Source organism: Aeromicrobium sp. CF4.19 (assembly GCF_051262555.1).
In the GTDB taxonomy this organism is placed as follows: Bacteria; Actinomycetota; Actinomycetes; order Propionibacteriales; family Nocardioidaceae; genus Aeromicrobium.
In genome coordinates, this window is sequence record NZ_JBIMEU010000005.1 from 265839 (window position 1) to 290420 (window position 24582).

Consider the following 24582-nt stretch of genomic DNA (forward strand, 5'->3'; position numbering starts at 1 on the left):
GCACCGGGTACCGCGTGCTCGGCACCGGCCCGGCTACCGGCAGGATGAGGCCATGGCCCGCGACCACACGCCGTACGTCGAGCTCGAGCGATCGGCGTGGGCCGATCTCGCCGACGACGTCCCCCAGCCGCTCTCGGAGGACGACATCACCCGCCTGCGCGGTCTGGGCGAGGAGCTGGACATCGAGGAGGTCCGGCAGGTCTACCTGCCGCTCACCGAGCTGATCAGCCTGCGGGTCCGGGCTGCCACGGAGCTGTGGCGGGCCACCGAGCAGTTCCTGCGGGAGCCCCAGCCGCAGCGTACGCCGTTCGTCATCGGCATCGCCGGATCGGTGGCGGTGGGCAAGTCCACCACCGCACGTCTGCTGCGCGAGCTGCTCTCGCACTCCGCCGACCACCCGCGGGTGCAGCTGGTCACGACCGACGGCTTCCTGTGGCCCAACGCCGAGCTGGAGCGGCGCGGCCTCCTGGACCGCAAGGGCTTCCCGGAGTCCTACGACCGCAAGTCGCTGCTGCGCTTCGTGGTCGACGTGAAGTCGGGGGTCGAGTCCGTCCATGCGCCGGTCTACTCACACCTGACCTACGACCGCACCGAGGACTCCGTCGTGGTCGACCGGCCGGACATCGTCATCGTCGAGGGGCTCAACGTGCTCGCACCCGCGAAGGACCGCGGTGACGGCAGCCCCGGGCTCGCGGTGAGCGACTACTTCGACTTCTCCGTCTACGTCGACGCGTCGAGCAAGGACATCCGGCGCTGGTACGTCGAGCGCTTCCTCACGCTGCGCCGCACGGCCTTCGCCGACCCGGCCTCCTACTTCCACCGCTACAGCGCCCTCACCGACGTCGAGGCCGTCGAGCGTGCCCAGCAGCTGTGGGACTCCATCAACTGGCCCAACCTGCGCGAGAACATCCAGACCACGCGCGGCCGCGCGGACCTCGTCCTGCGCAAGGACCCCGATCACTCCGTGAAGTGGATCCGCTTCCGCAAGATGTGAGCCGGCCGGCGCAGCCGTGGCAGCCAGACCGCCTCGGCCCTCACCACCAGCCGAAGGCCGCCCAGACGATGAGCGGGCCCACCAGCACCGAGATGAGCCCATAGGTCATGAGCTGGCGGAAGAGGGCCGGGCGGGCGTCCTCCTCGGCCGCGCCCAGGATCAGTCCTCCGGTGATCCCGAGCGGATTGATGTCCACGACGACCGAGGACAGCGCCACCGCGAGCACCGCGCCCACCGGGGACACCCCCGCCTCCACGACGGCCGGCACCAGGGGCATCGCCGTCACGAAGACCGCGATCGAGCTCGCCGCGAAGGACGTGATCCCGGCGATGTAGCAGAGCAGGAGCAGCGTGAGCATCGCTGAGCTCTCGATCGTCAGGAGCTCGCTGATCCGGGTGAAGGCACCCAGCTCCTGCATGAGCCCGATGTAGGTGAGCAGACCACCGATGAGCAGCACGATTCCCCACGGCAGCCTGGCGACGGCGGCCCCCGGGTCCATGCGGAGCAGCACCATCTGCAGGCAGGCCACGGTGATCCCGAGGTATCCGATGTTGAGATCGAGCCCGACGGCCAGCCCGAGGACCGCGGCCATCCCTGTGAGCGTCACGACGCGGGTGTAGCCGTCCAGCTCCGGGGTGCCATCCCCGTGCTCGCCGGGGCTCGCCTCGCCACCACTGCCGACGGACGTCGCGCCTCCCCCGACGGGTGCCGTCGAGAGCTCTGAGGGCAGCAGGCCCATGACGCGCGCCGTCACGAGGGCGGCGGCACACACGAGGACACCGGCGAGCAGGGAGCCGGCGAAGAGCGTGAGCGGCCCCGAGTCGGGCAGGCCCACCGCCAGCGACTCCGCCTGCTGGCGCGCGGTCACGCCGTAGACGGCGAGCGGGGAGAGCAGCCCGCTGAGGATGCCCATGATGCCGAGCACGGCCATCATCAGCGCAGGAAGGCCGTACCGGGCCGAGAGACCCAGCGCGATCGGGGCGACGATCGCCGTGGCAGCTGCCGGCAGGGTCCCCACCGCAGCGAGCAGGGCGCCCGCGACGAAGGGCACCAGTGCCACCAGCACCACCTTCCCGCGGACCAGCCTCAGCAGGAGGTCGAGCATCCAGCCGAGGGTGCCGTTCATCTGCGCGACGGCGAACAGCGCAGTGACGCCCACGACGAGCACGAAGAAGTCCGCGGGGAAGAACCCCGTGACCTCCTCGGTCGGGACCCCGTCGACGAGGGCGATGCAGAAGGCGGCGGCAAAGGCCCCCAGCCCGAGGTTGAAGCCACGCAGCGTGGTGGCGACGAAGAGCAGCAGCAGGACGATGATGGACAGGTCGGCGATGGTCATGGCAGGCCCTCTCAGATGACGCCGTGCTGGCGCAGGTCGGCGAGCTGGTCGTCGGACAGGTCGAGCTCGTCACGCAGGATGGAGTCGGTGTGCTCGCCGAGGCGTGGCGCAACGCCGCCGACGACCGTGTCGAACCCCGAGAACCGGCCTGCCGGGGCCTGGACGAGGCGGCGCCCGCCAACGGCGTTCTCGACCTCCACGACCGAGCCCCGGGCACGGATGTGTGGGTCCTCGCAGATCTGGCGCGCGTCGTTCACGGGCCCGGCGGCCACGCCGGCGGCCGTCAGCTGCCGCATGAGGGGGTCGAGGTCGCGAGCGGCGACGAACTGCGCGACGCGCTCCTCGATCTCCTGCCGGTGCTCGATGCGTGCGGCCATCGTGTCGAAGCGGGACAGGTCGGGTGCGTCGATGGCCACCACGAGTCGCTGCCACATCTGCTCCGTCGACGCCGGCAGTGCGAGCCAGCGACCGTCGCGGGTGCGGTAGAGGTTGTTCGGGCTGATGTGTGGGTTGCGGTTGCCCTGGCGGCCCATGCTCTCGCCCGTCGCGGAGTGGTCCGCGATGAAGTCCTCCATCATCCGCAGCAGGGGCTCGTAGAGCGGCACGTCGACGAGCTGGGGCTCGCCGGTGAGGTCGCGCTGGCGCAGGGCGAGCATCGCCGAGAACGCGGCGTACATGCCGGTGACGCCGTCCGCGACCGGGTACCCGGCGAAGACCGGTGGGCCGTCGGGCTCCCCCGTCCGGTGCGTGAGCCCGGCGAACGCCTCGGCGACCCGAGCGAAGCCGGGCCGGTCGGCGTAGGGGCCCGTGCGGCCGTAGGCACTGACGTGGACCATCACGAGATCGGCCCGGTGCGCGACCAGGTCGTCGAAGTCGATGCGAAAGCGGCGCAGCGTGGCCGGACGGAAGTTCGTCACGACGATGTCGCTCGTGGCGGCGAGCCGTCCGAGCAGCTCGGCCCCTCCGTCGGCGTGGAAGTCGATCGTCACACTCCGCTTGTTGCGACCGAGCAATGCCCACTCCGCCGACGACTCACCGTCGAGCGGGGGGTAGTGCCGGGCCGGGTCGCCCGTCCCCGGCGCCTCAACCTTGATGACGTCGGCCCCGAACTCGCCCAGCAGGGTGGCAGTGAGCGGACCGGCGAGGATGGTCGAGACGTCGAGCACGCGGATGCCGTGCAGCGGGCCGACTGACATGAGCGAATGCCTTTCACGATGAGCATGAAGCGCATCTCGTGATGCGCCTCACGGCAGCCTCGCAGCCTCTTTCGCAGGCAGGAAGACCGTGGAACCTTGACCCGGTGAAAGGCAAAGCCTCTAACCTGGCGGCATGAGAGTCGAGCGGGCGCGCTACTTCCTCGCCGCCGTCGAGACCGGGTCGCTGCGCGCCGCTGCCGCCCGGTGCACCGTCAGTCAGCCGGCGCTCGGCGAGCAGGTCGCGATGCTGGAGGAGGAGCTGGACGTCGTCCTGCTCACCCGCAGCCGTACCGGCGTGCGACCCACGCCCGCGGGGGTGGCGATGCTCGAGCCTCTGACCCGGTTGGTCGAGGCCGAGGACGACGCGCGGCGCGCGGCCGTCGCGGCAGGAGGGGTCACCCAGGGGCGGGTCGAGATCGGGGCGGTCTCGGCGGTGGTGGAGACGGTCGTCGCCCCGGTTGTCGCGCGGATGCACGCGGAGCACCCTGGTCTGCACTTCGGGATCACCGAGGGGTCGACCACGGAGGTCGAGCAGCGAGTCGCCTCCGGCGACCTCGACCTGGGCATCGTCACGGTGCCCACGACCGCGGCGGCCCCCAGTCTCAGGCGCCGCGTCCTCGTCAGCCTGCCGGTCGGGGTCGTCGCCCGTCCGGACCATCCGCTGGCCGATCGTACGGAGCTGACCTGGGGCGACATCGCCCCGTGGCCCGTGGTGACCATGCGCCGAGGCACCGTCCTCTGGGACCGGCTCCACGACCACGTCGACGGCCCCTCGATCGTCGTGCAGGCGATGTCGGCCCGATCGATGCGGGTCCTGGTGAGTCGTGGAGCCGGCATCGGCATCCTCGCCTCCACGCACTCCCCCACGGACGAGCTCGGGCTGCGCTGGATCCCCTTGGCCGGCGCAGCCCCGGTGGAGCTGTGCCTCGTCCAACGCAGCGACAGCCAGCCGTCGGCGGCCGCGCTCGTCGTCCGTCGCCTGCTGACGACCCAGACGGCGACGCTCGTGGGCGGCGCCTGAGGGTCGCGTCCAGGCGGGTGCCGCCCACAGGTCGGTTTCGTCTCTCTTGAGGGTGTCGGTAGTCGGTTCTATGATGGGAACATCTACTCGATAAAGGACGTCTGGAGGCAGAGTCCCGTGACTGCACCCCTGCCGGAACCGGCCACCGTCACTGATGGTGTGGTGGCCAAGCTCGCGCGGGTGCACGAGATCCTGGGCTCGATCAGCACGGCCGACTACGCCCGACTGGCCGGTCGGGAGCAGCGTGAGGCGGCCGGTTCGCTGGCGAGACTGAAGGCGCGGGTCACCGCGCATGAGCTGGCTGCCGTGGCCGCGGTGGAGTCCTCCGGAGCGGCCCGCCGCGAGGGCGCGAGCAGCACCGGCTCCCTGTTGGCTGGTGACTTCGGTCGAGACCGTCGTGGTGCCGATGCCGTGGTGCGACAGGCCAAGCAGATCACCACGACGCCCCAGACCCACCAGGCGATGGCCAACGGCAGGCTCTCGACCCGGCAGGTGAAGGCGATCAGCCGAGCCCTGGACCAGCTCCCCAAAACCATCACTGCCGCCCAGCGTGAGGCGTGCGAGACGCAGCTCGTCGAGGACGCACCCCGGATGGACCTCAAGCAGTTCGAGCGCCACGCCGACCGGGTCGTGGGCCACTTCCTCACCACCACCGAGGACGATGATGCCCTGGACGCGGCCGAGAACGACCTCGTCGAGCAGCGCGAGAAGAAGGCATGGGCCGCGGCGGAGTTCTGGATGGGACCCGCCACCGACGGTCTGGTCAAGGGTGGATTCGCCATCCCCGAGGCCCAAGCAGCACAGCTCCGCGTGGCAATGGACGCCCTGTGTGCACCACAGGTGGAGATCACCAGCCCCACCAACCTCTCCCGCCGCACTGGCGAGGTCCTGCTCGACGAGCGACCCTCCTACCGGACTCGACAGGGCTGGGCCTTCACCTACCTCTGCGAGCTCCTGCCGACCGAGAAGCTCCCCGAGACCAACAACCTCGGACCCATCCTCACCATCAACCTCGACCACCAGACGCTCATCGAGAAGGTCAAAGTGGCGACGCTCTCCACCGGAGAACGGCTTTCGGCCGGTCAGGCCCAACGGATGGCGTGTGAGCACCGGCTCCTGCCTGCCGTCTTCGGTGGCGAGTCACTCCCCTTGGACCTCGGACGAGACCGCAGGCTGTTCAGCCTCGCCCAACGACGCGGGCTCGAATTCCGCGACCAGGGCTGCGTCTTCCCCGGCTGTGACCGACCACCCGGCTGGTGCGTCGCCCACCACGCCCGCAGGACCTGGGCCGACGGCGGTGGTACCGATCTCACCGACGGGGTCCTGCTCTGTCCCCACCACCACCGCATCCTCCACGCCGACGGCTGGGACATCACGTTCAACGAGCGTGGCCACCCCGCCCTCATCCCACCCGCAGCGCTCGACCCACGACGACGACCCCGCCTGCACGACCGCTTCCACCACCAGACCTGACCACCACAGGAGAGCTCTGCCCCGACCCGGGGAGCCACATGATCGGTGCCTGCAGCGACGTCAGGGAGTGCTGAGGACCACGTGGGCCAGGGCGTGGTCCACGTCGTGACTGAGACTGACGTGCACGTCCACCCCGTCCAGGTGCTTGCCGACGTCACCATGCAGACGGAGGCGTGGGCGGTCCCATGCGTCGCGCACCACCTCGACCAGGCCCAGGACCTCGTCCCCCATGACGGGCGGCGACCCGAACATCGAGCCCGACCACGCCTTGACCAGTGCCTCCTTGGCGGCCCAGCGGACCGCCAAGGACTCAGGCCGTCCCTCAGCGTCCCGTCGCTCGCCCGCCGTGAACACCTGCGCGAACCGGGTGCCCGGTCTCTGCAGCTGCTCGGCGAAGGACGGCACGTGCACGAGGTCCGTGCCCACGCCGATCACCGGCACGCGTAGACACCGTCCTCGCCCAGACGGGCACCACGGTCCAGCAGCACCGACGCCTCCAGCGGACGCACACCCTGACCGGAGCCGAGGCGACGGTCCGCCGGACGCTCGTACGCCGGGGCGCCGCCGGTCATGGTGCGCGCCAGCCGCATCCGACCCTCGACGACCCGCCGACGCGACGCGGCCAGGTACTCCTCGCGGTCGGCCTCCTCCAGCGAGGCGACGAACGCTGCCGGGTGTGCGAGGGCGATGATGCCCGCGACGTGACCGAAGCCCAGGCTCGTCACCAGCCCGGCCTTGAGACCGGGGGTCGCGAGCGGCTCGCGCAGCCACACCAGGTGCTCGTTCTCGGCCAGCACGTCATCGACGCAGTCCAGGCTGCGGTTCGGCGGCAGGACTCCCCCACCGAGCACCTGGCACAGGCCGTTGAGCTGGAACGCCGCGGCACCGCCCTTCGAGTGGCCGGTGAGCGACTTCTGCGAGACCACGAACAGCGGGTTGCCCTCGCTGCGGCCCAGGGCCGCCGCCAGCCGCTCGTGCAGCTCGGACTCGTTGGGATCGTTGGCGTCCGTCGACGTGTCGTGCTTGCTGACGACACCGATGTCGTCGGCCGACAGACCGATCGAGGCCAGGGAGCGCGACAGCATCGACTGCTCGCCACCGATGCCGGCCGCGAGCGCACCGATGCCGGGCGCCGGGATGGACGTGTGGACGCCGTCGGCGTACGAGGCCGCGAAGGCCACGACACCCAGCACCGGCAGGCCCATGCGGGCCGCGACGTCGCCACGGGCCAGCAGCAGCGTGCCGCCACCCTGGGACTCCACGAACCCACCACGACGACGATCGTTGGCGCGGCTGACGCGCCGCTCGTCGATGCCCTGGGCCGTCATGACGCCGGTGTCGGCGGTGGCGGACATGTCGGCGAAGCCGATGATGCCCTCCGTGCTGAGGTCGTCGAAGCCACCGGCCACGACGAACTCCGCCTTGCCGACCTTGATCTTGTCCACGCCCTCCTCCACGGAGACCGCGGTGGTCGCGCAGGCCGCCACCGGGTGGATCATCGCGCCGTAGCTGCCGACGTAGGACTGCACGACGTGCGCCGCGATGACGTTCGGCAGCGCCTCCTGCAGGATGTCGTTGGGGTTGCTCTCCCCCAGCAGCGTGTTGATGTACAGCGAGTGCATCGAGCTCATGCCACCCATGCCGGTGCCCTGCGTGTTGGCCACGAACGCCGGGTGGACCCAGCGCATCAGCTCCGCGGGGGTGAACCCGCTGGACAGGAACGCGTCCACGGTGCTCACCAGGTTCCAGATGGCGACACGGTCGACGGACTCCAGCATCTCGGCCGGGACGCCCCAGACCGCCGGGTCGAAGCCCGTGGGGATCTGCCCGCCGACGGTGCGGCTGAGCGACATGCGACGCGGCACGCGGATCTCGGTGCCGGCGCGTCGGGTGACGCTCCAGTCCCCGTCAGCGCTCTGGGCGATCGAGGTGCGCCCGGGATCGGCGTCCTTCATCGCACTGGCCTCGGTCTCGCTGCCCACGGCGAAGGTCAGGTCCTCATCGAGGTAGACCGACGTCAGAAGCGGCGCGGTGTTGTCCACCATGGAGCCGTCGTCGACGTAGCGACGGATGCCGCAGCGCTCGACGACGACGTCGTGGTACCTCGCGTGGATGTCGGCCTCGTCGACGGGCTCGTCGGACTCGGCGTCGTACCAACCGTGGTTGGTCTCGTCCCACGTGACCAGCCCGGTGGACCATGCCAGCTCCAGGACGCCGGCTGCCGACAGCTCGTCGTGCACCTCCATCTCGAAGCGGGTCCGGGCCGAGCCGTAGGGGCCGAGCTCACCGGTCCCGACCACGACCACGAGGTCCTCGGGTCGTGCGGTGACGTCGCCCCACGCGGGGGTGACGCCCTCGGGGAGCTGCGCGGGCGACGGGGCGAGGGCGGCGATGCCCTCGCGTCCTTCGTCCGCCTCGCGGGTCGGCGGCTCGACGTCGGCCGCGAGGGCCTTGAGATCGAGGTCCGCCCCGGCCAGGCCGCCCGTGAGGTCGGCGGTCAGCGGCTTCTCGGCGGCCGACTCCCGAGCAGCGGGAGTGCTGAGCTCCAGGAGCTTCTCCGCCATGGCACCGGTGGTCCAGGTCTGGATCCCCGCAGCCTCGACGGCGTCGACGAGCGGGTCGTTGGCACCCATCAGTCCGGTCCCCTTGACCCAGCCGATGATGGCGTGGGCGATGGTGACGCGGTCGGCCCACGTCCGTTCTGCCGACCACTTCGCGACGATGGCGTCCAGCGCGGCCTTGGCCTCGCCGTAGGCGCCGTCCCCGCCGAACATGCCACGGTTGGGCGAGCCCGGGAGCACGACGTGCAGGCGGGCAGCGAGGTCGTGGTCCCGGCCGGTCGCGGCGAGCGTGCCGATGAGCCGCTCCACCGACCACAGCAGGATGCGGGTGTCGACCTCGGCACGACTTCCGGCGTCGGTCAGGTCACCCATGACGCGACCGGCCGCGAACGGCACGAGCATCGTCGGCGTGAGGGCGGCCTTGCTGACGTGCTTGGTGCTGCCCACCGTGCGCGACTGCTCCGACGTGATCCACGCGGCGAGCGCGTCGACGTCGGTGTAGGAGGCCATGTTGGCCGGGGCCACCCACAGGACCGCACCGGCCCGGGCGTGCGAGCGGTACAGGTCACGGTAGAAGTGCAGGCGCTTGGCATCCAGGCGCGACGTCGTCGTGACGACGGTGGCACCACCGCGCAGCAGCCCGGCCACGACGGACGCGGCGATCGAGCCCTGGCTCGCGCCGGTCACGACGGCGACCTCGTCGGCCCACTCACCGGCGGACTCGTCGAGAGCCTCCTCGGCGATGCGGTCGAGTCGGGCGGACAGCTCCACGTCCTGGGTGCGGGCGGCCCACCACCGGGCCTGCTTGGCCACGGCCTCTCCGGTGCCGGCGAAGGTCACGTCGCGGGCGACGTCGTCTCCGCCGAGGGCGATGCGGGCGAGGTCCTCGCGCGCCGTGGCCCAGCGGTCGTCCAGCAGCAGGGCGCGACGCTCGTCGAACGCCGGCGCGGTGAGGTCGACCCAGTCGGGGCCGAGCTCGGCCTCGACGCGCTCCAGCACTCGCTGGTCCGACGCATCGACGCCAGCGCTCTCGGGCGCGGCCTCGGCGAGGCCGAGCCGTCCGAGCAGGTGACGCGCCGTGCTGGCGAGCACACCGTCGGTGCCGGTGATCTCACCGGTGATCTCCGCGAGGGCGGCTGCATCGACCGTCGCGTCCGAACCACCGGAGGCGGGAAGGTCCACGCTCACGCCGTGGCGGGAGGCCACGGACTGCACTGCCGTGTCCACGGCGGCATCGACCTCGGTGCCCGAGGTCGGCGTCGCGATGGTGGCGAGGTCTCCCCCGCGCACGCTCGCCCCGTCACGGGTGGAGAGGGCGAGCTCGGCGAGGACGTGGCTGGCCCAGCCCGGGCCGAGCTGCCACACGTCGCTCACCCGCTCGGTGACGGCGGACTGCTTGCGGCCGGTCGGTCCGAGCACCTTCTTGAGATGATCGGCGAAGGCGGTCGTGAGCACCGGCCCGAACGGCTTGTAGCCACGGGCGAGGCCGGTGACCTGCGCGGCGAGGGTCGGGACGTCGGCGTCCGCGGCACCGTCGATGGCGCCGAGGTTCAGCTCGCCACCGAGGTCGACGAGAAGCTGGTTACGTCGTGACGACGCACCGTCGCACAGCGACTCGATGGAGTCCGCCGCGCCGATCTGGTCCAGGCGGAGCTTGGTCCACCAGGCGACGAGGGTCTTCGTGCCGTCGGCGGCATCGAAGGAGAGGTCGTCAGGACGCGGCCCCGTGCTCGTCGCCGCAGGAGCGGCTGCAGCAGCGGGGGCCTCGGCCCGAGCCGGCTCGGGCGCGTCGCCCGTGTCGTCCTGCGCCGTCTCGTCCTCGGCGGGGGCCGGGTCCTCGTCGGTCGCGAAGACCGGACCGGCGTCGCGCTCGATGTTCAGCACCTCGACCGGGGCACCGAGGGTCCGCTGGACGGCGGGGAGCTTCAGCGTCGAGGACGCGAGGTTCGCGACCGTCGGAGCCTGGCCCACGCCGACCTCGACGAAGCGCTCGATGCCGAGCCCACCCTCGGACTCCGCGGTGAACATCAGGTCCTGGGTCTCGATCCAGCGCACCGGGCTGGCGAACTGCCAGGCCAGCAGCTCGACCAGCAGGGTGCGGCACAGGGCGCTGGGCCGGGCCGCCCAGGCCTCGAAGTCGGCCAGGACCGCGTCGAGCGGTGACTCACCGACCAGCTCGCTGATCTCGGCGACGAACTCGCGTCGCAGCGAGAACGGGCGCGGCACGAGGTTCGGGACGTAGCGGCCCTCGAGGATCGACGGGTCGATCTCGGCCGGCAGCAGCTCCTCGAGGCGGTCGCGGAAGTCCGGGACGCCGCCGTGCAGCACCCGGGAGTGGAACGGCACGTCGATGCCGGGGACCAGGATGAACGCGGCCTTGCCACCGTGCTCGGCCCGTCGGCGCGTCACGTCGGCCTCGAGAGCCTCCAGACCACGCACGGAGCCGGCGATGGCGTACTGCGACCCGCGCAGGTTGTAGTTGACGATCTGCAGGAACTCCCCGGACCGCTCGCCGAGACCCTCGACGTAGTCACGCACCTCGTCGTCGGCGAGGCCGATCTGCGAGGGACGGATGGCGGCGAGACGGTAGTCGCTGCGGCCGTCCGCGTCGCGCGGGACGAGCGCGTGCATGACCGAGCCACGCTGGAAGACGACCTCGACGACGGCCTCCAGCGGGATGACGCCGGAGACGGCGGCGAGGGCGTTGTACTCCCCGACGGAGTGGCCGGCGAGGACGGAGCCCTCGACGAACGCTCCGGACTCTCGGAGCTCGGCCATCTGGGCGGCGCCCAGCACCGCCATGGCGACCTGGGTGAACTGGGTCAGGAAGAGCACGCCGTCGGGGTGCTTGTGGCTGACGCCGTCGGCCACGAGGAGCGTCGGGTTGTCCCGGACGACCGTGAGGATGGAGAACCCGAGGGCCTCGCGGGTGTGGGCGTCAGCGCGGTCCCAGACCTCTCGGGCGGCCTTGGAGCGCTGGTAGCCGGCCATGCCCATGCCGGCGTGCTGGATGCCCTGGCCCGGGAAGGCGTAGGCGGTCCGCGGTGCGGCAAGACGGGCGGTGGCGGACATGACGAGCTCTCCGTCAGCCCGGCAGGTGACGTCGACAACCTCGTCGCCGGACTCCAGGCCGACCCGGTCGGCGCGGATCTCGACCGTGGCGCCGGGCCGCAGCGGGCTCAGCCAGCGGGCGGTCCAGCCCACGATGCGGCGGCCGGTCTCACCGGCCACGACGTGCTGGGCGGCGCCGGAGAGCCACATCCCGTGGACGATCGGGCCCTCGAGCCCGGCCAGCCGGGCGGCGGCGGTGCTGGTGTGGATCGGGTTGTGGTCGCCGGAGACGGCGGCGAACGCGTCCATGTCGGTGGGGGCCTGCAGGGTCGCCGCGGCGCGGGAGCGCCGCGGAGTGTCCCGCGGGTCGTCGAGCGTGCCCCCGGCGCGAGCCGGGTCCGCCACGGGGGCGGAGCCGGGCCGACCACGGACGCAGAAACGCTCGGTCAGCGAGGCGACGGCTGCCCCCTCGCCGGCGCGACCGCCGTCGGTGATCGTCACGTCGACGCTCACCACACGGCCGAGCTCGGTGGCCTCGATGCCGGCCAGCGTGGCGGTGACGTGCAGGGACGTCTCGGCGTCGGGCAGGCGGGTCGCGTGGGTGACGTGGTCGAGGTGGACCAGGTCGAGCATGCCCTCGACGACCGCCTCGTCCGCACGACCGTCCGAGGAGGTGGTCCGTGCGGCGCCGATGACGGCGAAGACGGCGGGCCAGGCCGGGCCCACGAGGGAGTCCGGCACGGGCCGCTCGCCGGTGCCTGCGGTCACACCGGCGTGGTCGGCGGCCAGGTCGGGGCTCCAACGCACCTGCGTCGTGGCGGTGGCACCGACACTCGTCCCGTCGACCGACGGCAGCTCGCCGCCCGCGGCGGTCGTGACGAGTTCGAGCATGGCGGCCGCGGCACCGTCGGCCGCGACGACGGGGACGCCACCCGTGGCGACGTGGTCACCGACCTCGAGGTCCAGCGTGAGCGTGTGGCCGCCGCGCGAGAGCGGCACGGACAGGCGTGCGGCGCCCGTGGCAGATGCCAGGAGCGTCGCGCCGGTCTCGGCGTGCTCGGCGCGGGACGGGTCGACGATGACCCAGCCCTCACCGAGTCGGTGGACCGGGTTGCGGACGGTGCGTCCGGCCCACACGGCGTCGGAGGAGGCGAGCACCAGCGAGACGGCGTCGGAGACACCATCCGTGCGGCGTCGGCCGGGCACGGCCAGCGCAGAGCGACCACCGGCGAGGGTCGCGTCGACGGCGGCGTCCTCGAAGCGCTGCAGCAGCTCGGCGACCGGCTCGTCGGCACGCGTGATGCCGGCGACGGAGACCGTGCCGGGGATGACGCACACGGCCTCGGCGCCGTAGCGCGGGTCGTGGGCCTGCCACAGCGAGTCCGAGCGCCACCAGCGGCGCACGTCGGCGTCGATGACCGGCACGAAGTTGACCGGCTTGCCGGGGCGGCGGCACACCTGGACGAAGAACGGCACGTCGGCCGGGTGCAGCACGACGTCGGCGGCGTGCGGGTGCTCAGCCAGGAGCGTCGCCAGCGCGGCCGTCGCGTCCTCGACGTCGTCGGGGGTCGCGAAGCTCGTCGGCACGGTCCCGTGGTCCGCGTCGACCAGCCGCGCCTCGGCACGCTGCACCATCTCGTGGAACCGGTCGCGCAGCGTCACGTCGAGCCAGTCCTCGCCCACGGAGCCGTCCTCGTCGTGTCCGGTGATGGAGGAATGGCCGTACGTGAGCTCCACGTAGCGCGAGAGCCACTGGGCGTACGTCATCTCGGCGACGTCGCCGAAGTACGGCTTGGCGGTGCGGTCGAGCGCCTCGACGATCTCCGCACGTCGCTCCGCCACGGCATCGGCGTCACCGGCGACCTCGTCGAGCAGGCGGCCGGCGCGGGAGGCGGTGTTGTCGATCTCGTGGATGTCGGCACCGAGCTGGCTGCGCCCGGAGGCCATGCCACCCTCGGCGCGGCCGGCACCGACCCAGTCGGGCGTGCCCGGGGTGTCGACGAGCAGCTGCTTGACCTGCGGGGACGTCGTCGCCTCCAGGGTCGCCATCGCAGCCGTGCCGACGAGCACGCCGTCCAGCGGCATGACCGGGTGACCGTGGGCGCGGGCCCACTCACCGGTCAGGTAGGCGGCGGCCACGTCGGGCGTGCCGACGCCACCGCCGACACAGACCACCACGTTGTCGCGGGCACGCAGGTCGGCGTAGCTGCGGATGAGCAGCTCGTCGAGGTCCTCCCACGAGTGGTGGCCACCGGCCTTGCCGCCCTCGATTTGGACGATGACGGGGTGCGGGGCGACCTCGTCGGCGATCTTGAGCACCTGCTTGATCTGCTTGACGGTGCCCGGCTTGAAGACGGTGTGCTCGATGCCGGCCTCGCGGAGCTCGGCCACGAGCGCGACGGCCTCCTCGAGCTCGGGGACGCCCGCCGTGACGATGACGGAGTCGATGGCCGCACCGGCGGCGCGCGCCTTCTGCACCAGACGCTGCCCACCGAGCTGCAGCTTCCACAGGTAGGGGTCGAGGAAGAGGGAGTTGAAGGACCAGGTGCGACCGGGCTCCAGCAGGGACTCCAGCTCGGCCACGCGGTCGGTGAAGATCGGCTCGCTGACCTGCCCACCACCGGCGAGCTCGGCCCAGAAGCCGGCATTCGCGGCGGCCGCGACGATCCGGGCGTCGACGGTCGTCGGCGTCATGCCCGCCAGCAGGACGGGGGAACGACCGGTCAGGCGCGTGAAGCGGGTCTCGGCCCGGACTGAGCCGTCGGGCAGGGAGACGACGGTGGGCGCGAACGAGGCCCAGGGGGCCGAGCGGCGCGGCGCTGCCCCGGGCGCCGTGAGCTCGCGGTGACCGCCTCTCGTGGCGACGGCGACGACGCCGGCGCCGCGGACACGGGCCTCGGCGGCGCTGAGCTTGGCGGCAAGGGCGCCGGGGCCGATGTCGAGCAGCCAGTCGGCACCCGCGTCCATGACCCGCTCGAGGGAGGAGACCCAGTCGACGGGCTCGACGATCGAGCGCATCGTGAGATCACGGCCACGCTCGGCGTCCAGGCCCGCCCGGGCGGCCCAGTCGGCCACCAGGTCGGCGGCCTCGGAGAGGTCGGGGTGGTGGAACGCCAGGCCGGAGGCCACCGGCTCGATGACCGGCGCGAAGGCCGATCCCCCGGTGGTCTTGCGGCCGCGCTCGGCCTTCTCGGCCTCGGCATGCTCCTCGAGCAGGCCCACGGCGCGCCGCAGGCCCGCCTCGGGGCCGGAGAGCACGACAGCCCGACGGCCGTTGTGCAGGTGGGTGACCACGCGGGCAGAGTCCGGCAGGTCGGCGAGGGCTGCGGCGACGCGCTCGGGGCGCTCACCGGAGACGCTGACCATGGTCTCGCCGAGCAGGCCCCGGCGACGTCCGACGACCTGCGCCGCGGCACCGATCAGGCGCGCGTAGGCGTACAGCTCGACCTCGTCGACCCCACTCCCGTCGACCCCGTCCAGGGCGGCCGCGCCGAGCGCTCCCTGGGAATGGCCGGCCACGGCGACCGGACGGTTCACGGACGTGTCCAGCCCCTGCTGGCGCAAGGCGCGGAGCCCGGCGAGCTGGGTCAGCAGGATGCCGGGCACGGAGCGGACGGGCGCAGCGAGCGCGGCCGCCGAGGGCAGCTGCGGTGCGTCGTCGTCCTCGGCCGACTCCCCCACGGCCAGCACGTCGACCCACGCGAGCGGCGTGACGTCGGCGCCGGTGCGCAGCAGCTCGGCCGCCACGGGCGCGAGCAGCTGATCGGCACGTCGGACGAGCTGCTCCAGGTCGGACTCGAGCGCGAAGTCGCGCACGAGGTCCGCCAACGACTCCAGCCACGGCTCTCCCTGGCCGCCGAGCAGGACGGCGTACGGCACCCCCTCGCGGAGGTGGTCGACCAGAGCCTGACGATCGGCCCGGGGGGCCGTCGTGGACTCGGGGGTGGGGCGGGTCGTGGGGGTCGTGTCGAACGTGGTCACGCGATGCATCCCTAGGGTTCGGCGACTGGGGGTCACCACCCATCATCGCGAAACATGAGGAATACCTCAAGTTTTATATGAGGGAGTCCTCATCTTCTTCGTCACACCGACCCCGCGGTGGCCGCGTGCGCCGGGTGCGCCGCAGCGAGGCGCAGCGCCCGCTCGGCCGCGGGTCTCGCGGCCTCGATGTCGTCGGGGACCAGCGAGATGCGCGTGCGTCGCTCCAGCAGGTCCGTGACGTCGACAGCACCTTCGTGCGTCACGCCGAAGACGAGCTCGGCGAGGGTCACCGGCAGATGTGCGGCGACGGGGGCCAGCAGCTCCGTGTCCGTCGCCCCGGTGACCCGGCGGGCGTTCTCGAGCACCAGCCGCGCCTCGGTGCCGAACCGGCGGACCAGCCGGGCAGGCTCCTCGAGCCGCGCCAGCTCTGCCCTCGACGCCGCACCCACCAGCGGCAGGTCACGGGTGCGGCACCGCCCAGGCGCCAGTCCGGTCGCGTCCACGGCATCCTCGGCCATCCGTCGGTACGTGGTCAGCTTGCCGCCGACGATGGTGACCACGCCCTCGGCCGAGACGAGCACGGCGTGCCGGCGCGAGAGGTCCGCGGTGGAGCCGCCACTGTCCAGGAGCGGGCGGAGCCCGGCGAACGCACCGACGACGTCGTCGCGGCGCAGGGGCCGGTCGAACGCGGCGGCGACGACGTCGAGGAGGAACCCGATCTCGGGCTCCGACGGCTCGGGGACGTCCGGGATCTCGCCCTCGACCTCCTCGTCCGTCAGCCCGACGTAGATCGTCCCGTCGGGCTGCGGGAGCACCAGCACGAACCGGTTGCTGGCCCCGGGGATCGGTGCGGTGACGGCCGTCGTCAGACCCGGCAGGGACTGCGCCCTCAGCACGAGATGGGTGCCCCGGCTGGGCTTGAGCCGAACGTCGACCAGGTCACCGGCCCACACGCCGGTGGCGTTGACGACGCTCCTGGCCCGGATGCTCGAGGTCGCTCCGGTCAGCTCGTCCCGCAGCTGCGCGGAGCTGCCGGTGACCGCGGTCGCCCGGACCCGTGTGCGCACGACGGCACCATGGGCCGCCGCCGTCCGGGCGATCGCGATCACCAGGCGGGCGTCGTCCTCGAGCTGGCCGTCCCAGGACAGCAGGCCACCCCGCAGGCCCGCCCGGCGCAGCCCCGGCGCCAGCGCCAGCACCTCGGTGCTGGAGATCCGACGCGGACCGGGCAGCGTCTCCGGACTGGTGTGGGCGCCGCGACGCAAGGCGTCCCCGGCGGCGAAGCCCAGCCTCGCCGCGGCAGCCTGCGGGCGCGAGACGCTGGACATCAGCGGCAGGAGCATGGGCATGGCGTGGGTGAGGTGAGGGGCGGTGCGCTCCATCAGGATGCCGCGCTCGACGGCGCTCTCGTGCGCGACACCGACCTGCCCCTTGGCCAGGTAGCGCAGACCGCCGTGCACCAGCTTGCTGGACCAGCGCGACGTCCCGAAGGCGACGTCGAAGGCGTCGATCGCCACGACGCTCAGTCCACGGGAGGCGGCGTCGAGAGCGACCCCTGCCCCGGTGACACCGAGGCCGACCACGAGCACGTCGACCTCGGCAGGCAGGCCGTCGGCGCCATGACCGAGCACGGGAGCAGCAGCACTCTCGGGGACTGGGCTCATCGGGCCAGCCCCCGCGCCACCAGGTCGACGAAGGACCGGGCGAGGTCGGTCTCGTCGATGCCGTCCGGATCGCTCATGGTGTGCGCGGAGAGGGCCAGGCCGTGTGCCGCCAGGACCAGCGTGCGGGCCAGCAGCTCGGGATCCCCCGCGCGGACGGTCCCGGCCGCCTGCCCCGCGGCGATGAGCGGGGTGAGGAAGTCGAGGATCGCCTGCTGGGACCGGCCCCGACGATCCAGCAGGTACGGAAGCAGCAGGTCCGCGTCGAGGTCCAGGATCCGTCGAAAGAGCGGGTTCGCGCGTAGGGCCTCGATCGCGGCGAGGAGGCCGGCTGCGATCCGCTCGGGCGTCGGCTCGTCGTCGATGGGCGCGGGCACCGCCGTGACGATGCCCGCCCACTCCCGGGTCATCAGGTCGGCCAGCAAGGTCTGCATGTCGGGCCACGTGCGATAGATCGTCATGCGCGAGACGCCCGCACGCCGGGCGACGTCGGTGAGCGTGGTCCGCTTCCACCCGACGTCCAGGATGGCTTCCCTGGCGGCGTCGAGATACTGGTTGTGACGAGGTGACGTCATGTGTCACACTGTAACATATGACGCACGAGCCCCCGAGCCACGAGATGCATGCCTCCCGATGGGGTGACCCGGCCTCGGCCGGCCCCCTGCCCGACGCCACCCGCGACCTGGTCGAGCTCGCGTTCGGCATCCGGGAGTCGCCCGCGGCCGTCGACGTCACCGTGCCGGTACCGAGCCTGTCGCCTGGGCAGCTGGAGGAGCTGCGCGTCCTCCTCGGCCCGGACCACGTGCTCACCGGGGACGAGGAGCGCCGGCTGCGCACCCGGGGCAAGTCCACTCCTGACCTGCTCCGCGCACGCGCCGGAGACGTGGCCGACGCCCCCGACGCGGTGGTCCGGCCCGGCAGCCATGCGGAGGTCGAGGCCCTCCTCGCGCTCGCGGTCCGCCACCACCTCGCCGTGGTCCCGTTCGGCGGGGGGACCTCGGTCACCGGCGGGCTGGCCCCACGGCGCGAGGGCTTCGCAGGGGTGCTCTCGATCGACCTGGTGCGGATGAAGGCGCTGCGCGAGGTCGACACCGTCTCGATGACTGCGGTCCTGGAACCAGGACTGCGCGGACCGGAGGCCGAGGCACTGCTCGCCGAGGAGGGACTCCTGCTGGGCCACTACCCGCAGTCCTTCGAGTACGCCAGCATCGGCGGCTTCGCCGCGACGCGCTCGAGTGGGCAGTCGTCGGCCGGGTACGGCCGGTTCGACGCGATGGTGGTCGGTCTGACCCTCGCGACCCCACAGGGAACCCTGGAGCTGGGCAGCTCCCCCGCCAACGCCGCCGGGCCCGACCTGCGCCAGCTGGTGCTCGGCTCCGAGGGGGCGTTCGGCATCATCACCGCGGTCCGGGTGCGGGTGCGGCGGCTCCCCGCGCAGAAGGTCTACGAGGCCTGGCAGTTCGGTTCCTTCTCCGAGGGCGCCGACGCGATGCGCCACCTCGCCCAGAACGCCCTGATGCCCACCGTGCTCCGGCTCTCCGACGAGACCGAGACCGCCCTGAACCTGGCCTCGCAGTCCGACGTCGGCGGCGGGACGACGGGTGGGTGCCTGATGATCGTCGGCCACGAGGGCCCAGACGTCGCCGGTCGACGCGCCCTCGTCTCGGCGGCTCTGGAGGGGCTGGGTGGCACGCCCCTCGGCGAGGAGCGCGGCGACGCCTGGGTCGCCGGTCGCTTCCACGCGCCCTACCTGCGCGACTCCCTGCTCGACGTCGGCGTCCTCGCCGAGACCCTGGAGACAGCGACCTTCTGGGCCGACCGAGAACGGCTCTACACGGCGGTGAAGGATGCGCTCACGGCCGAGCTCGGGGACAGGACGATCGTCCTGTGCCACATCTCCCACGTCTACGAGACCGGCTGCTCGCTCTACTTCACCGTCGCCACCCCCCAGGCCGAGGACCCGCTGGAGCAGTGGAGAGCCGCCAAGGCGCGCGCCAGCCAGGCGATGATCGACGCGGGCGCCACCATCACCCACCACCACGCGGTCGGCACCGATCACCGGGAGTGGTTCGCGCAGGAGATCGGCCCGGTCGGCGTCTCGATCCTGCGGGCGGTCAAGGCCGAGCTCGACCCCACCGGCGTGCTGAACCCGGGGGTGATGATCCCGTGACACGCTCTTTCTCCTTCCTGGTCAACCCGACCTCCGGAGGTGGTGCGGCGCCGGGTGCCGTCGTCCCCGTCGCGCGGATCCTGCGCGACCGTGGCGCGAGCGTCGAGGTGACCTACTCACCGGGCCCCCGGGCGACGCTCGACCTCGTCACCGCCGCGGTGGACCGTGGCGACGTCGTGGTCTCGGTCGGCGGTGACGGGATGCTCTCCTCCATCGCCGGAGAGGTCGCCGGTCGAGGCGGCACCCTGGGCGTCGTCCCGGCCGGACGCGGCAACGACTTCGCCCGGATGCTGCGGCTCCCGGACGACCCGGCCGCCGTGGCCGAGATCCTGCTGGAGGCCGAGCCGACTCCGACCGACCTCATCACCGCGACGCTGCCCGACGGCTCCGTGCGCGTCGTGGCCGGATCCGTCTACGCCGGCGTCGATGCCCGCACGGCCGACCTGGTCAACCGGATGCGGTGGGTGCCGAAGAAGGTGCAGTACCCCGTCGCGACCGTGCGCGCCCTGGCCACGTTCAGGGCTGCGCGCTACACCCTCGACATCGACGGCGTGCGCCGTCACTTCACCGGCGCCACGGTGGTCGTGGCGAACTCGGGCTACTACGGCAAGGGGATGCTGATCGCCCCGCCGGCCAGCGTCGACGACGGAGAGCTGGACGTCGTCGTCATCGAGGCCGCTGGCCGGCTCGACATGATCCGGTCGTTCCCCAAGGTCTACGACGGGGCCCACGTCGCGCTTGACCAGGTGCATCTGTTCCGCGGACGTGTCATCGCGCTCACGGCCGATCCCGAGGTCTCGATGGGGGGCGACGGGGAGCCCTTGGGCGCGCTCGGCCCGGACCCGGTCCGCATCGAGGTCGTCCCCGCCGCGGTCCGGGTCCTGCGCTGACCGCCGGGGTCAGACTCCGCCGGTGAGCAACAGCCCGCCGTCGGCCACGATCGTCTGACCGGTGAGCCAAGCGGCGTCCTCGGAGAGCAGGAACGCCACGATGCCGCCGATGTCCTCGGGCACACCGAGCCGCTTCAGCGGGTACGGCGCCGACACCTCGTCCTCGCGGCCCTCGTAGAGCGCCTTGGCGAACTTCGTCTTCACGACCGCCGGCGCGACGGCGTTGACCCGGATGTCCGGGCCCAGCTCGACGGCCAGCTCCTCGGTCACGTGGATGAGCGCGGACTTCGACGCGCCGTACATGCCGATGTTCGGGGCCGGCTTGAGCCCACCGACGGAGGCGACGTTGACGATCGCGCCGCCGTGCTCCTCCTGCCACGCCCGGTAGACCTTCTGCGCCCACGCGACGGCCGACAGCACGTTGACGGAGAAGATCTTCGCCGCGGCGTCGAGGTCGACGTCGATCATCCGTCCGTAGACGGGGTTGATGCCGGTGTTGTTGACCAGGAAGTCGATCCGGCCGAAGGCCTCCAGCGCCGTCGCGACGGTCTCGTCCTGGTGGGCCGGGTCGTCGCCGGAGCCAGCGACCCAGAGGGCTCTGCCGTCGCCCAACGAGTCGGCGGCCTCGGCGAGGGCCTCAGGCTTGCGAGCAGTGATGATGACCTGTGCGCCGTCGGCCACCAGGCGCTCGGCGATCCCGAGGCCGATGCCACGGCTCGCGCCGGTGACGATCGCGACCCTGCCCTGGAAGCGGCCACCCGCCGCGGGCCCGTCGAACCTCTGCTCGTTCCCGGCCATCAGGAGAGCCTCTCGATGACCATGGCCATGCCCATGCCACCACCGACGCACATCGACTCCACACCGAGCCGCTTGTCGTGGTGCTGCAGGGAGTTGATCAGCGTGCTCGTGATGCGGGCGCCGGTCATGCCGAAGGGGTGACCGATCGCGATGGCGCCGCCGTTGACGTTGAGCTTGTCCATCGGGATGCCCAGCACCTTGGCCGAGCCCCAGGACTGCACGGCGAACGCCTCATTGATCTCGTACAGGTCGATGTCGTCGATCGAGAGGCCGGCGTTGGCCAGCGCGGCCGGGATCGCCTCGACCGGTCCCAGGCCCATGATCTCCGGCGAGAGGCCCGTGACGGCGGTCGAGACGATGCGGGCGAGCGGCGTGAGTCCGAGCTCGGCGGCCTTGGTGTCGCTCATGATGACGAGGGCGGCGGCGCCGTCGTTGAGCGGGCACGCGTTGCCGGCGGTCACGGTGCCGTCGGGACGGAAGACGGGCTTGAGCTGGCTGACCGCCTCCAGCGTGACGCCTGCGCGCGGGCCGTCGTCAGTCGAGGCGATGCTCCCGTCAGGCAGGGTGACGGGCGTGATGTCCTTGGCCCAGAAGCCGTCGGCGATGGCCTGCTCGGTGAGGTTCTGGCTCCGGACGCCGAACTCGTCCTGCTCCCGGCGGCTCATGCCCAGGTGCTGGGCGACGTTCTCCGCCGTCTGGCCCATCGCGATGTAGAGATCGGGCAGGTCACCGCTCTCGCGCGGGTCGGCCCAGGTGTCGGCCGCTCCCTCGGCGCGGGCAGCCGTGCGCGCGATCGCCTCGGCGAAGCGCGGGTTCTCCGAGCCCGGGACGTCGGCGAAGCCGTTCTGGAAGCGGCTCACCGTCTCCACCCCGGCAGAGATGAACGCGTCGCCCTCGCCGGCCTTGATCGCGTGGAAGGCCATGCGGGTCGTCTGCAGGGAGGAGGAGCAGTAGCGGTTCACCGTGACGCCGGGCAGGTGGTCCATGCCCGAGAGCACCGCCACCGCGCGGGCAAGGTTGTGGCCCGACTCCCCTGCCGGCTGGCCGACGCCGAGGTGCAGGTCGGTGATGTGGCGTCGATCGAGGGCCGGGATCTTGCCGAGGGCGGCCTCGACCATCTGCGCGGCGAGGTCGTCCGGACGCATGTCCTTCAGTGACCCCTTGTTGGCCCGGCCGATGGGTGACCGGGCCGTCGAGACGATGACTGCTTCGGGCATGGTGCTGCCTTCCTGGTGTGTCGTGCGGTGTGCTCACGAGCCGAGACCGGGGCCGTCGGGCTCCTTCACATCTCGCCGGAGCCGACCCCTTCGACGGGACGAGCCCGACGACAGCGGACCCGCCCGACCGGGACTAAGCGCTTGCTTAGCGTGCCCCGCATGGGTCATGCTGTCAACCGGACGAGAGGGGGCAGATGACCGTCACCGCGCGCGAGCGACTCATCGAGGCCGCCGTGGAGGCCTTCGCCGAGAAGGGCTTCACGGCCACGACGACGCGCGACATCGCCTCCCGGGCCGGGATGAGTCCCGCCGCGGTCTACGTGCACCACGACACCAAGGAGAGCCTGCTCTTCACGGTCAGCATGCAGGGGCATCGCGCGGCCCTGGAGGTCATCGAACGCGCCGCCGACGGCCAGCCCGACCCGCAGGAGCGCGTGCGGTCGATGGTGCACGACTTCAGCCGTTGGCACGCCGAGAACAGCCGCGTCGGACGCATCGTGCAGTACGAGTTCGACGCGCTCACCCCCCAGCACCGCTCGGAGGTCGCCGCCGTGCGCCGGGAGATCGAGCAACGCATGCAGCAGGCCCTGCTCGCGGGCGTCGACGCCGGGGTGCTCGACGTGGCCGACGTGTCCGGCACGGCGCGGGCCCTGCTCTCCCTGAGCATCGATCTGCTGCGCTGGTTCTCCCCGCACGGCGCTCAGGGACCGGACGACATCGCCGACCTGCACGCCGACCTGGCCCTGCGGATGACACGCAAGCACCGCTGACCCCCGGGGAACGCGACACGGCGCCGCCCCGAAGGGACGGCGCCGTGTGCGGGAACGAGCTGCTCAGGCAGCGAGCACGGCCTCGGCGTTGATCGTGATGGTGATCTTGTCGCCGATCATGGCCTTGTTGGCGCCGGAGACGGGGATGTTGAAGTCGATGCCGAACTCCTTGCGGCTGATCTCACCGGTGGCCTCGACGCCCACACGGGTGCCGCCCCACGGGTCGCCGCCCTCGCCCAGGAAGTCCACGGCCAGCTCGAGCTGCTTGGTGACGTCCTTGATGGTGAGGTCGCCCGTGACGACGAACTCATCAGCACCCTTCTGCGTGACGCCGGTGGCGCGGAACGTCATCGTCGGGTGCGTCTCGACGTCGAAGAAGTCGCTGGAGCGCAGGTGGGCGTCACGGTCGGCGGTCCCGGTGTTGATCGAGCTGAGGTCGACCGTGACGGTCGCGCTGGAGGCGCTGATGTCCTCGGCCGTGGTCAGGGAGCCCTCGAAGGTCTCGAACTTGCCGCGCACCTTGCTCATCAGGTGGCGGACGGAGAAGCCGATCTCGGTGTGGGTGGGGTCCAGGTTCCAGGTGCCGGCGGTGATGGCGGTGGTGGTGCTCATGTCTCTCCTGTGAAAGAAGTCGGGTGGTCTGCGGGGTCGTGGTACGCCCTGCAGGGAACGGTACCTTTGGTTGAACACTCAATCAAACGAGTGCATTCCCTCCACGCCACCGGGCTCCGGCTCGACGCTCCCGACGACCACTAGGATCCCACCATGCCCGAGACCCCTTGGCTGGACGCCGAGCAGCAACGCATCTGGCGCGCCATGCTCGGCGGCACGACGGTCCTCAACGACCGCCTCGATCGCGACCTGCGGACCCAGCACGGCATCTCCATGCCCGAGTACGAGATCCTCGTCCGCCTCTCCGAGGCGCCCGAGCGCTCCATCCGGATGGCCGAGCTCGCCGCCTCCGTCGCCCACTCCCGCAGCCGGATCACGCACACGATCGCCCGGCTGGAGCGGCACGGCCTGGTCAGCCGGACCAAGGCCGTCGACGACCGACGTGGCGTCGTGGCCGAGCTCACCGATGCCGGCTTCGCCCTGCTGCAGGAAGCGGCTCACACCCACGTCCGCGGGGTGCAGGAGTACCTCGTGCAGGTCGTGGAGCCCGACGACTTCCGAGCCCTCGGCCGGGTGATGGAGGCCGTGCGCGCGAACCTGCACGGCCGTCCCTTCTGACCCGAGGCCGCACCCGTGCAGCTGCACGGTTTTCTTGCGTTTGCACGGGTTGCAACCCATGCAAACGCAAGAAAGTCGTGCAGCAGTCCTGATTCCCATGGCGGGTCCGCAGCGTGGATGCAACACCTGATGATGTGAAGGTGTTGATGATGATGGCCGGTGAACGGTTCTCGCCGCGGATGCGGTTGGATCTGCAGCAGCGGATGTGGGATGTGTGGCTCTCGGGCCAGGAA

General features: G+C 71.8%; 16 protein-coding genes. 7 read left to right on the forward strand and 9 right to left on the reverse strand.

From position 1 onward, the window contains the following. Window positions 1–52: 52 nt before the first annotated feature. Window positions 53–994 (forward strand): type I pantothenate kinase, encoded by a 942-nt coding sequence (gene coaA / locus ACHAAC_RS12970; RefSeq protein WP_435716697.1) that lies wholly within the window; start codon window positions 53–55, stop codon window positions 992–994. A gap of 40 nt (window positions 995–1034) precedes the next feature. Here the strand turns inward: coaA and ACHAAC_RS12975 are convergent, their stop codons facing one another. Then, a complete protein-coding gene (locus tag ACHAAC_RS12975) occupies window positions 1035–2330 on the reverse strand; it encodes an SLC13 family permease (RefSeq protein ID WP_435716698.1) in 1296 nt (431 codons plus the stop codon). 11 nt (window positions 2331–2341) lie between these two features. After that, window positions 2342–3526 carry a CaiB/BaiF CoA transferase family protein gene (locus tag ACHAAC_RS12980; protein WP_435716699.1) on the reverse strand — a complete coding sequence of 395 codons (1185 nt, stop codon included), beginning with the start codon at window positions 3524–3526 and terminating at the stop codon, window positions 2342–2344. A 133-nt stretch (window positions 3527–3659) separates the two neighbouring features. Here ACHAAC_RS12980 and ACHAAC_RS12985 point away from each other — a divergent pair, with 133 nt between their 5' ends. After that, on the forward strand, window positions 3660–4547 hold the full coding sequence (locus ACHAAC_RS12985; RefSeq protein WP_435716700.1) for a LysR family transcriptional regulator: 888 nt from the start codon (window positions 3660–3662) through the stop codon (window positions 4545–4547). A 117-nt stretch (window positions 4548–4664) separates the two neighbouring features. Then, a complete protein-coding gene (locus ACHAAC_RS12990; RefSeq protein WP_435716701.1) occupies window positions 4665–6020 on the forward strand; it encodes a DUF222 domain-containing protein in 1356 nt (451 codons plus the stop codon). 60 nt (window positions 6021–6080) lie between these two features. Here the strand turns inward: ACHAAC_RS12990 and acpS are convergent, their stop codons facing one another. From acpS to ACHAAC_RS13010, 4 genes are all read right to left on the reverse strand, one after another. Further along, window positions 6081–6461: a holo-ACP synthase AcpS gene (gene acpS / locus ACHAAC_RS12995; protein ID WP_435716702.1), complete on the reverse strand. Its 381-nt coding sequence runs from the start codon at window positions 6459–6461 to the stop codon at window positions 6081–6083. Further along, on the reverse strand, window positions 6452–15613 hold the full coding sequence (locus ACHAAC_RS13000; protein ID WP_435716703.1) for a fatty acid synthase subunit beta domain-containing protein: 9162 nt from the start codon (window positions 15611–15613) through the stop codon (window positions 6452–6454). The genes acpS and ACHAAC_RS13000 overlap by 10 nt, the downstream gene beginning before the upstream one ends. A gap of 101 nt (window positions 15614–15714) precedes the next feature. Further along, window positions 15715–17277 (reverse strand): glycerol-3-phosphate dehydrogenase/oxidase, encoded by a 1563-nt coding sequence (locus ACHAAC_RS13005; protein WP_435716704.1) that lies wholly within the window; start codon window positions 17275–17277, stop codon window positions 15715–15717. After that, window positions 17274–17849: a TetR/AcrR family transcriptional regulator gene (locus ACHAAC_RS13010; RefSeq protein WP_435716705.1), complete on the reverse strand. Its 576-nt coding sequence runs from the start codon at window positions 17847–17849 to the stop codon at window positions 17274–17276. Before ACHAAC_RS13010 ends, ACHAAC_RS13005 begins: the two co-directional genes overlap by 4 nt. Window positions 17850–17866: 17 nt before the next feature. Here ACHAAC_RS13010 and ACHAAC_RS13015 point away from each other — a divergent pair, with 17 nt between their 5' ends. Continuing rightward, window positions 17867–19444, forward strand: a complete 1578-nt coding sequence (locus tag ACHAAC_RS13015) for an FAD-binding oxidoreductase (protein ID WP_435716706.1) — start codon at window positions 17867–17869, stop codon at window positions 19442–19444. After that, on the forward strand, window positions 19441–20334 hold the full coding sequence (locus tag ACHAAC_RS13020) for a diacylglycerol/lipid kinase family protein (RefSeq protein ID WP_435716707.1): 894 nt from the start codon (window positions 19441–19443) through the stop codon (window positions 20332–20334). Before ACHAAC_RS13015 ends, ACHAAC_RS13020 begins: the two co-directional genes overlap by 4 nt. A 9-nt stretch (window positions 20335–20343) precedes the next feature. Here the strand turns inward: ACHAAC_RS13020 and ACHAAC_RS13025 are convergent, their stop codons facing one another. Both ACHAAC_RS13025 and ACHAAC_RS13030 read right to left on the reverse strand, forming a co-directional pair. Then, window positions 20344–21132, reverse strand: coding sequence for an SDR family oxidoreductase (locus ACHAAC_RS13025; RefSeq protein ID WP_435716708.1), 789 nt, complete (start codon window positions 21130–21132; stop codon window positions 20344–20346). Beyond that, a complete protein-coding gene (locus ACHAAC_RS13030; protein WP_435716709.1) occupies window positions 21132–22349 on the reverse strand; it encodes an acetyl-CoA C-acetyltransferase in 1218 nt (405 codons plus the stop codon). The genes ACHAAC_RS13025 and ACHAAC_RS13030 overlap by 1 nt, the downstream gene beginning before the upstream one ends. Before the next feature lie 194 nt (window positions 22350–22543). On the opposite strand from ACHAAC_RS13030, the gene ACHAAC_RS13035 reads away from it, so the two are divergent. Further along, window positions 22544–23119 (forward strand): TetR/AcrR family transcriptional regulator, encoded by a 576-nt coding sequence (locus ACHAAC_RS13035; protein ID WP_435716710.1) that lies wholly within the window; start codon window positions 22544–22546, stop codon window positions 23117–23119. Window positions 23120–23182: 63 nt separating this feature from the next. Here ACHAAC_RS13035 and ACHAAC_RS13040 read toward each other — a convergent pair whose 3' ends face one another. After that, window positions 23183–23731, reverse strand: a complete 549-nt coding sequence (locus ACHAAC_RS13040; protein ID WP_435716711.1) for a YceI family protein — start codon at window positions 23729–23731, stop codon at window positions 23183–23185. Window positions 23732–23884: 153 nt separating this feature from the next. Between ACHAAC_RS13040 and ACHAAC_RS13045 the strand changes: the two genes are divergently transcribed. Beyond that, window positions 23885–24349, forward strand: coding sequence for a MarR family winged helix-turn-helix transcriptional regulator (locus tag ACHAAC_RS13045; RefSeq protein ID WP_435716712.1), 465 nt, complete (start codon window positions 23885–23887; stop codon window positions 24347–24349). The last annotated feature ends 233 nt before the right edge of the window (window positions 24350–24582 follow it).

Excerpts from the sequence above, each read along its gene's own strand:
- ACHAAC_RS13010 (WP_435716705.1), bottom strand. The coding sequence starts at position 17,849 with ATGACGTCACCTCGTCACAACCAGTATCTCGACGCCGCCAGGGAAGCC.
- ACHAAC_RS12975 (WP_435716698.1), bottom strand. The coding sequence starts at position 2,330 with ATGACCATCGCCGACCTGTCCATCATCGTCCTGCTGCTGCTCTTCGTC.
- ACHAAC_RS13035 (WP_435716710.1), top strand. The coding sequence starts at position 22,544 with ATGACCGTCACCGCGCGCGAGCGACTCATCGAGGCCGCCGTGGAGGCC.
- ACHAAC_RS13025 (WP_435716708.1), bottom strand. The coding sequence starts at position 21,132 with ATGGCCGGGAACGAGCAGAGGTTCGACGGGCCCGCGGCGGGTGGCCGC.
- ACHAAC_RS13040 (WP_435716711.1), bottom strand. The coding sequence starts at position 23,731 with ATGAGCACCACCACCGCCATCACCGCCGGCACCTGGAACCTGGACCCC.
- ACHAAC_RS13030 (WP_435716709.1), bottom strand. The coding sequence starts at position 22,349 with ATGCCCGAAGCAGTCATCGTCTCGACGGCCCGGTCACCCATCGGCCGG.
- ACHAAC_RS13005 (WP_435716704.1), bottom strand. The coding sequence starts at position 17,277 with ATGAGCCCAGTCCCCGAGAGTGCTGCTGCTCCCGTGCTCGGTCATGGC.
- ACHAAC_RS13015 (WP_435716706.1), top strand. The coding sequence starts at position 17,867 with ATGACGCACGAGCCCCCGAGCCACGAGATGCATGCCTCCCGATGGGGT.
- coaA (WP_435716697.1), top strand. The coding sequence starts at position 53 with ATGGCCCGCGACCACACGCCGTACGTCGAGCTCGAGCGATCGGCGTGG.
- ACHAAC_RS12985 (WP_435716700.1), top strand. The coding sequence starts at position 3,660 with ATGAGAGTCGAGCGGGCGCGCTACTTCCTCGCCGCCGTCGAGACCGGG.
- ACHAAC_RS13045 (WP_435716712.1), top strand. The coding sequence starts at position 23,885 with ATGCCCGAGACCCCTTGGCTGGACGCCGAGCAGCAACGCATCTGGCGC.
- ACHAAC_RS12980 (WP_435716699.1), bottom strand. The coding sequence starts at position 3,526 with ATGTCAGTCGGCCCGCTGCACGGCATCCGCGTGCTCGACGTCTCGACC.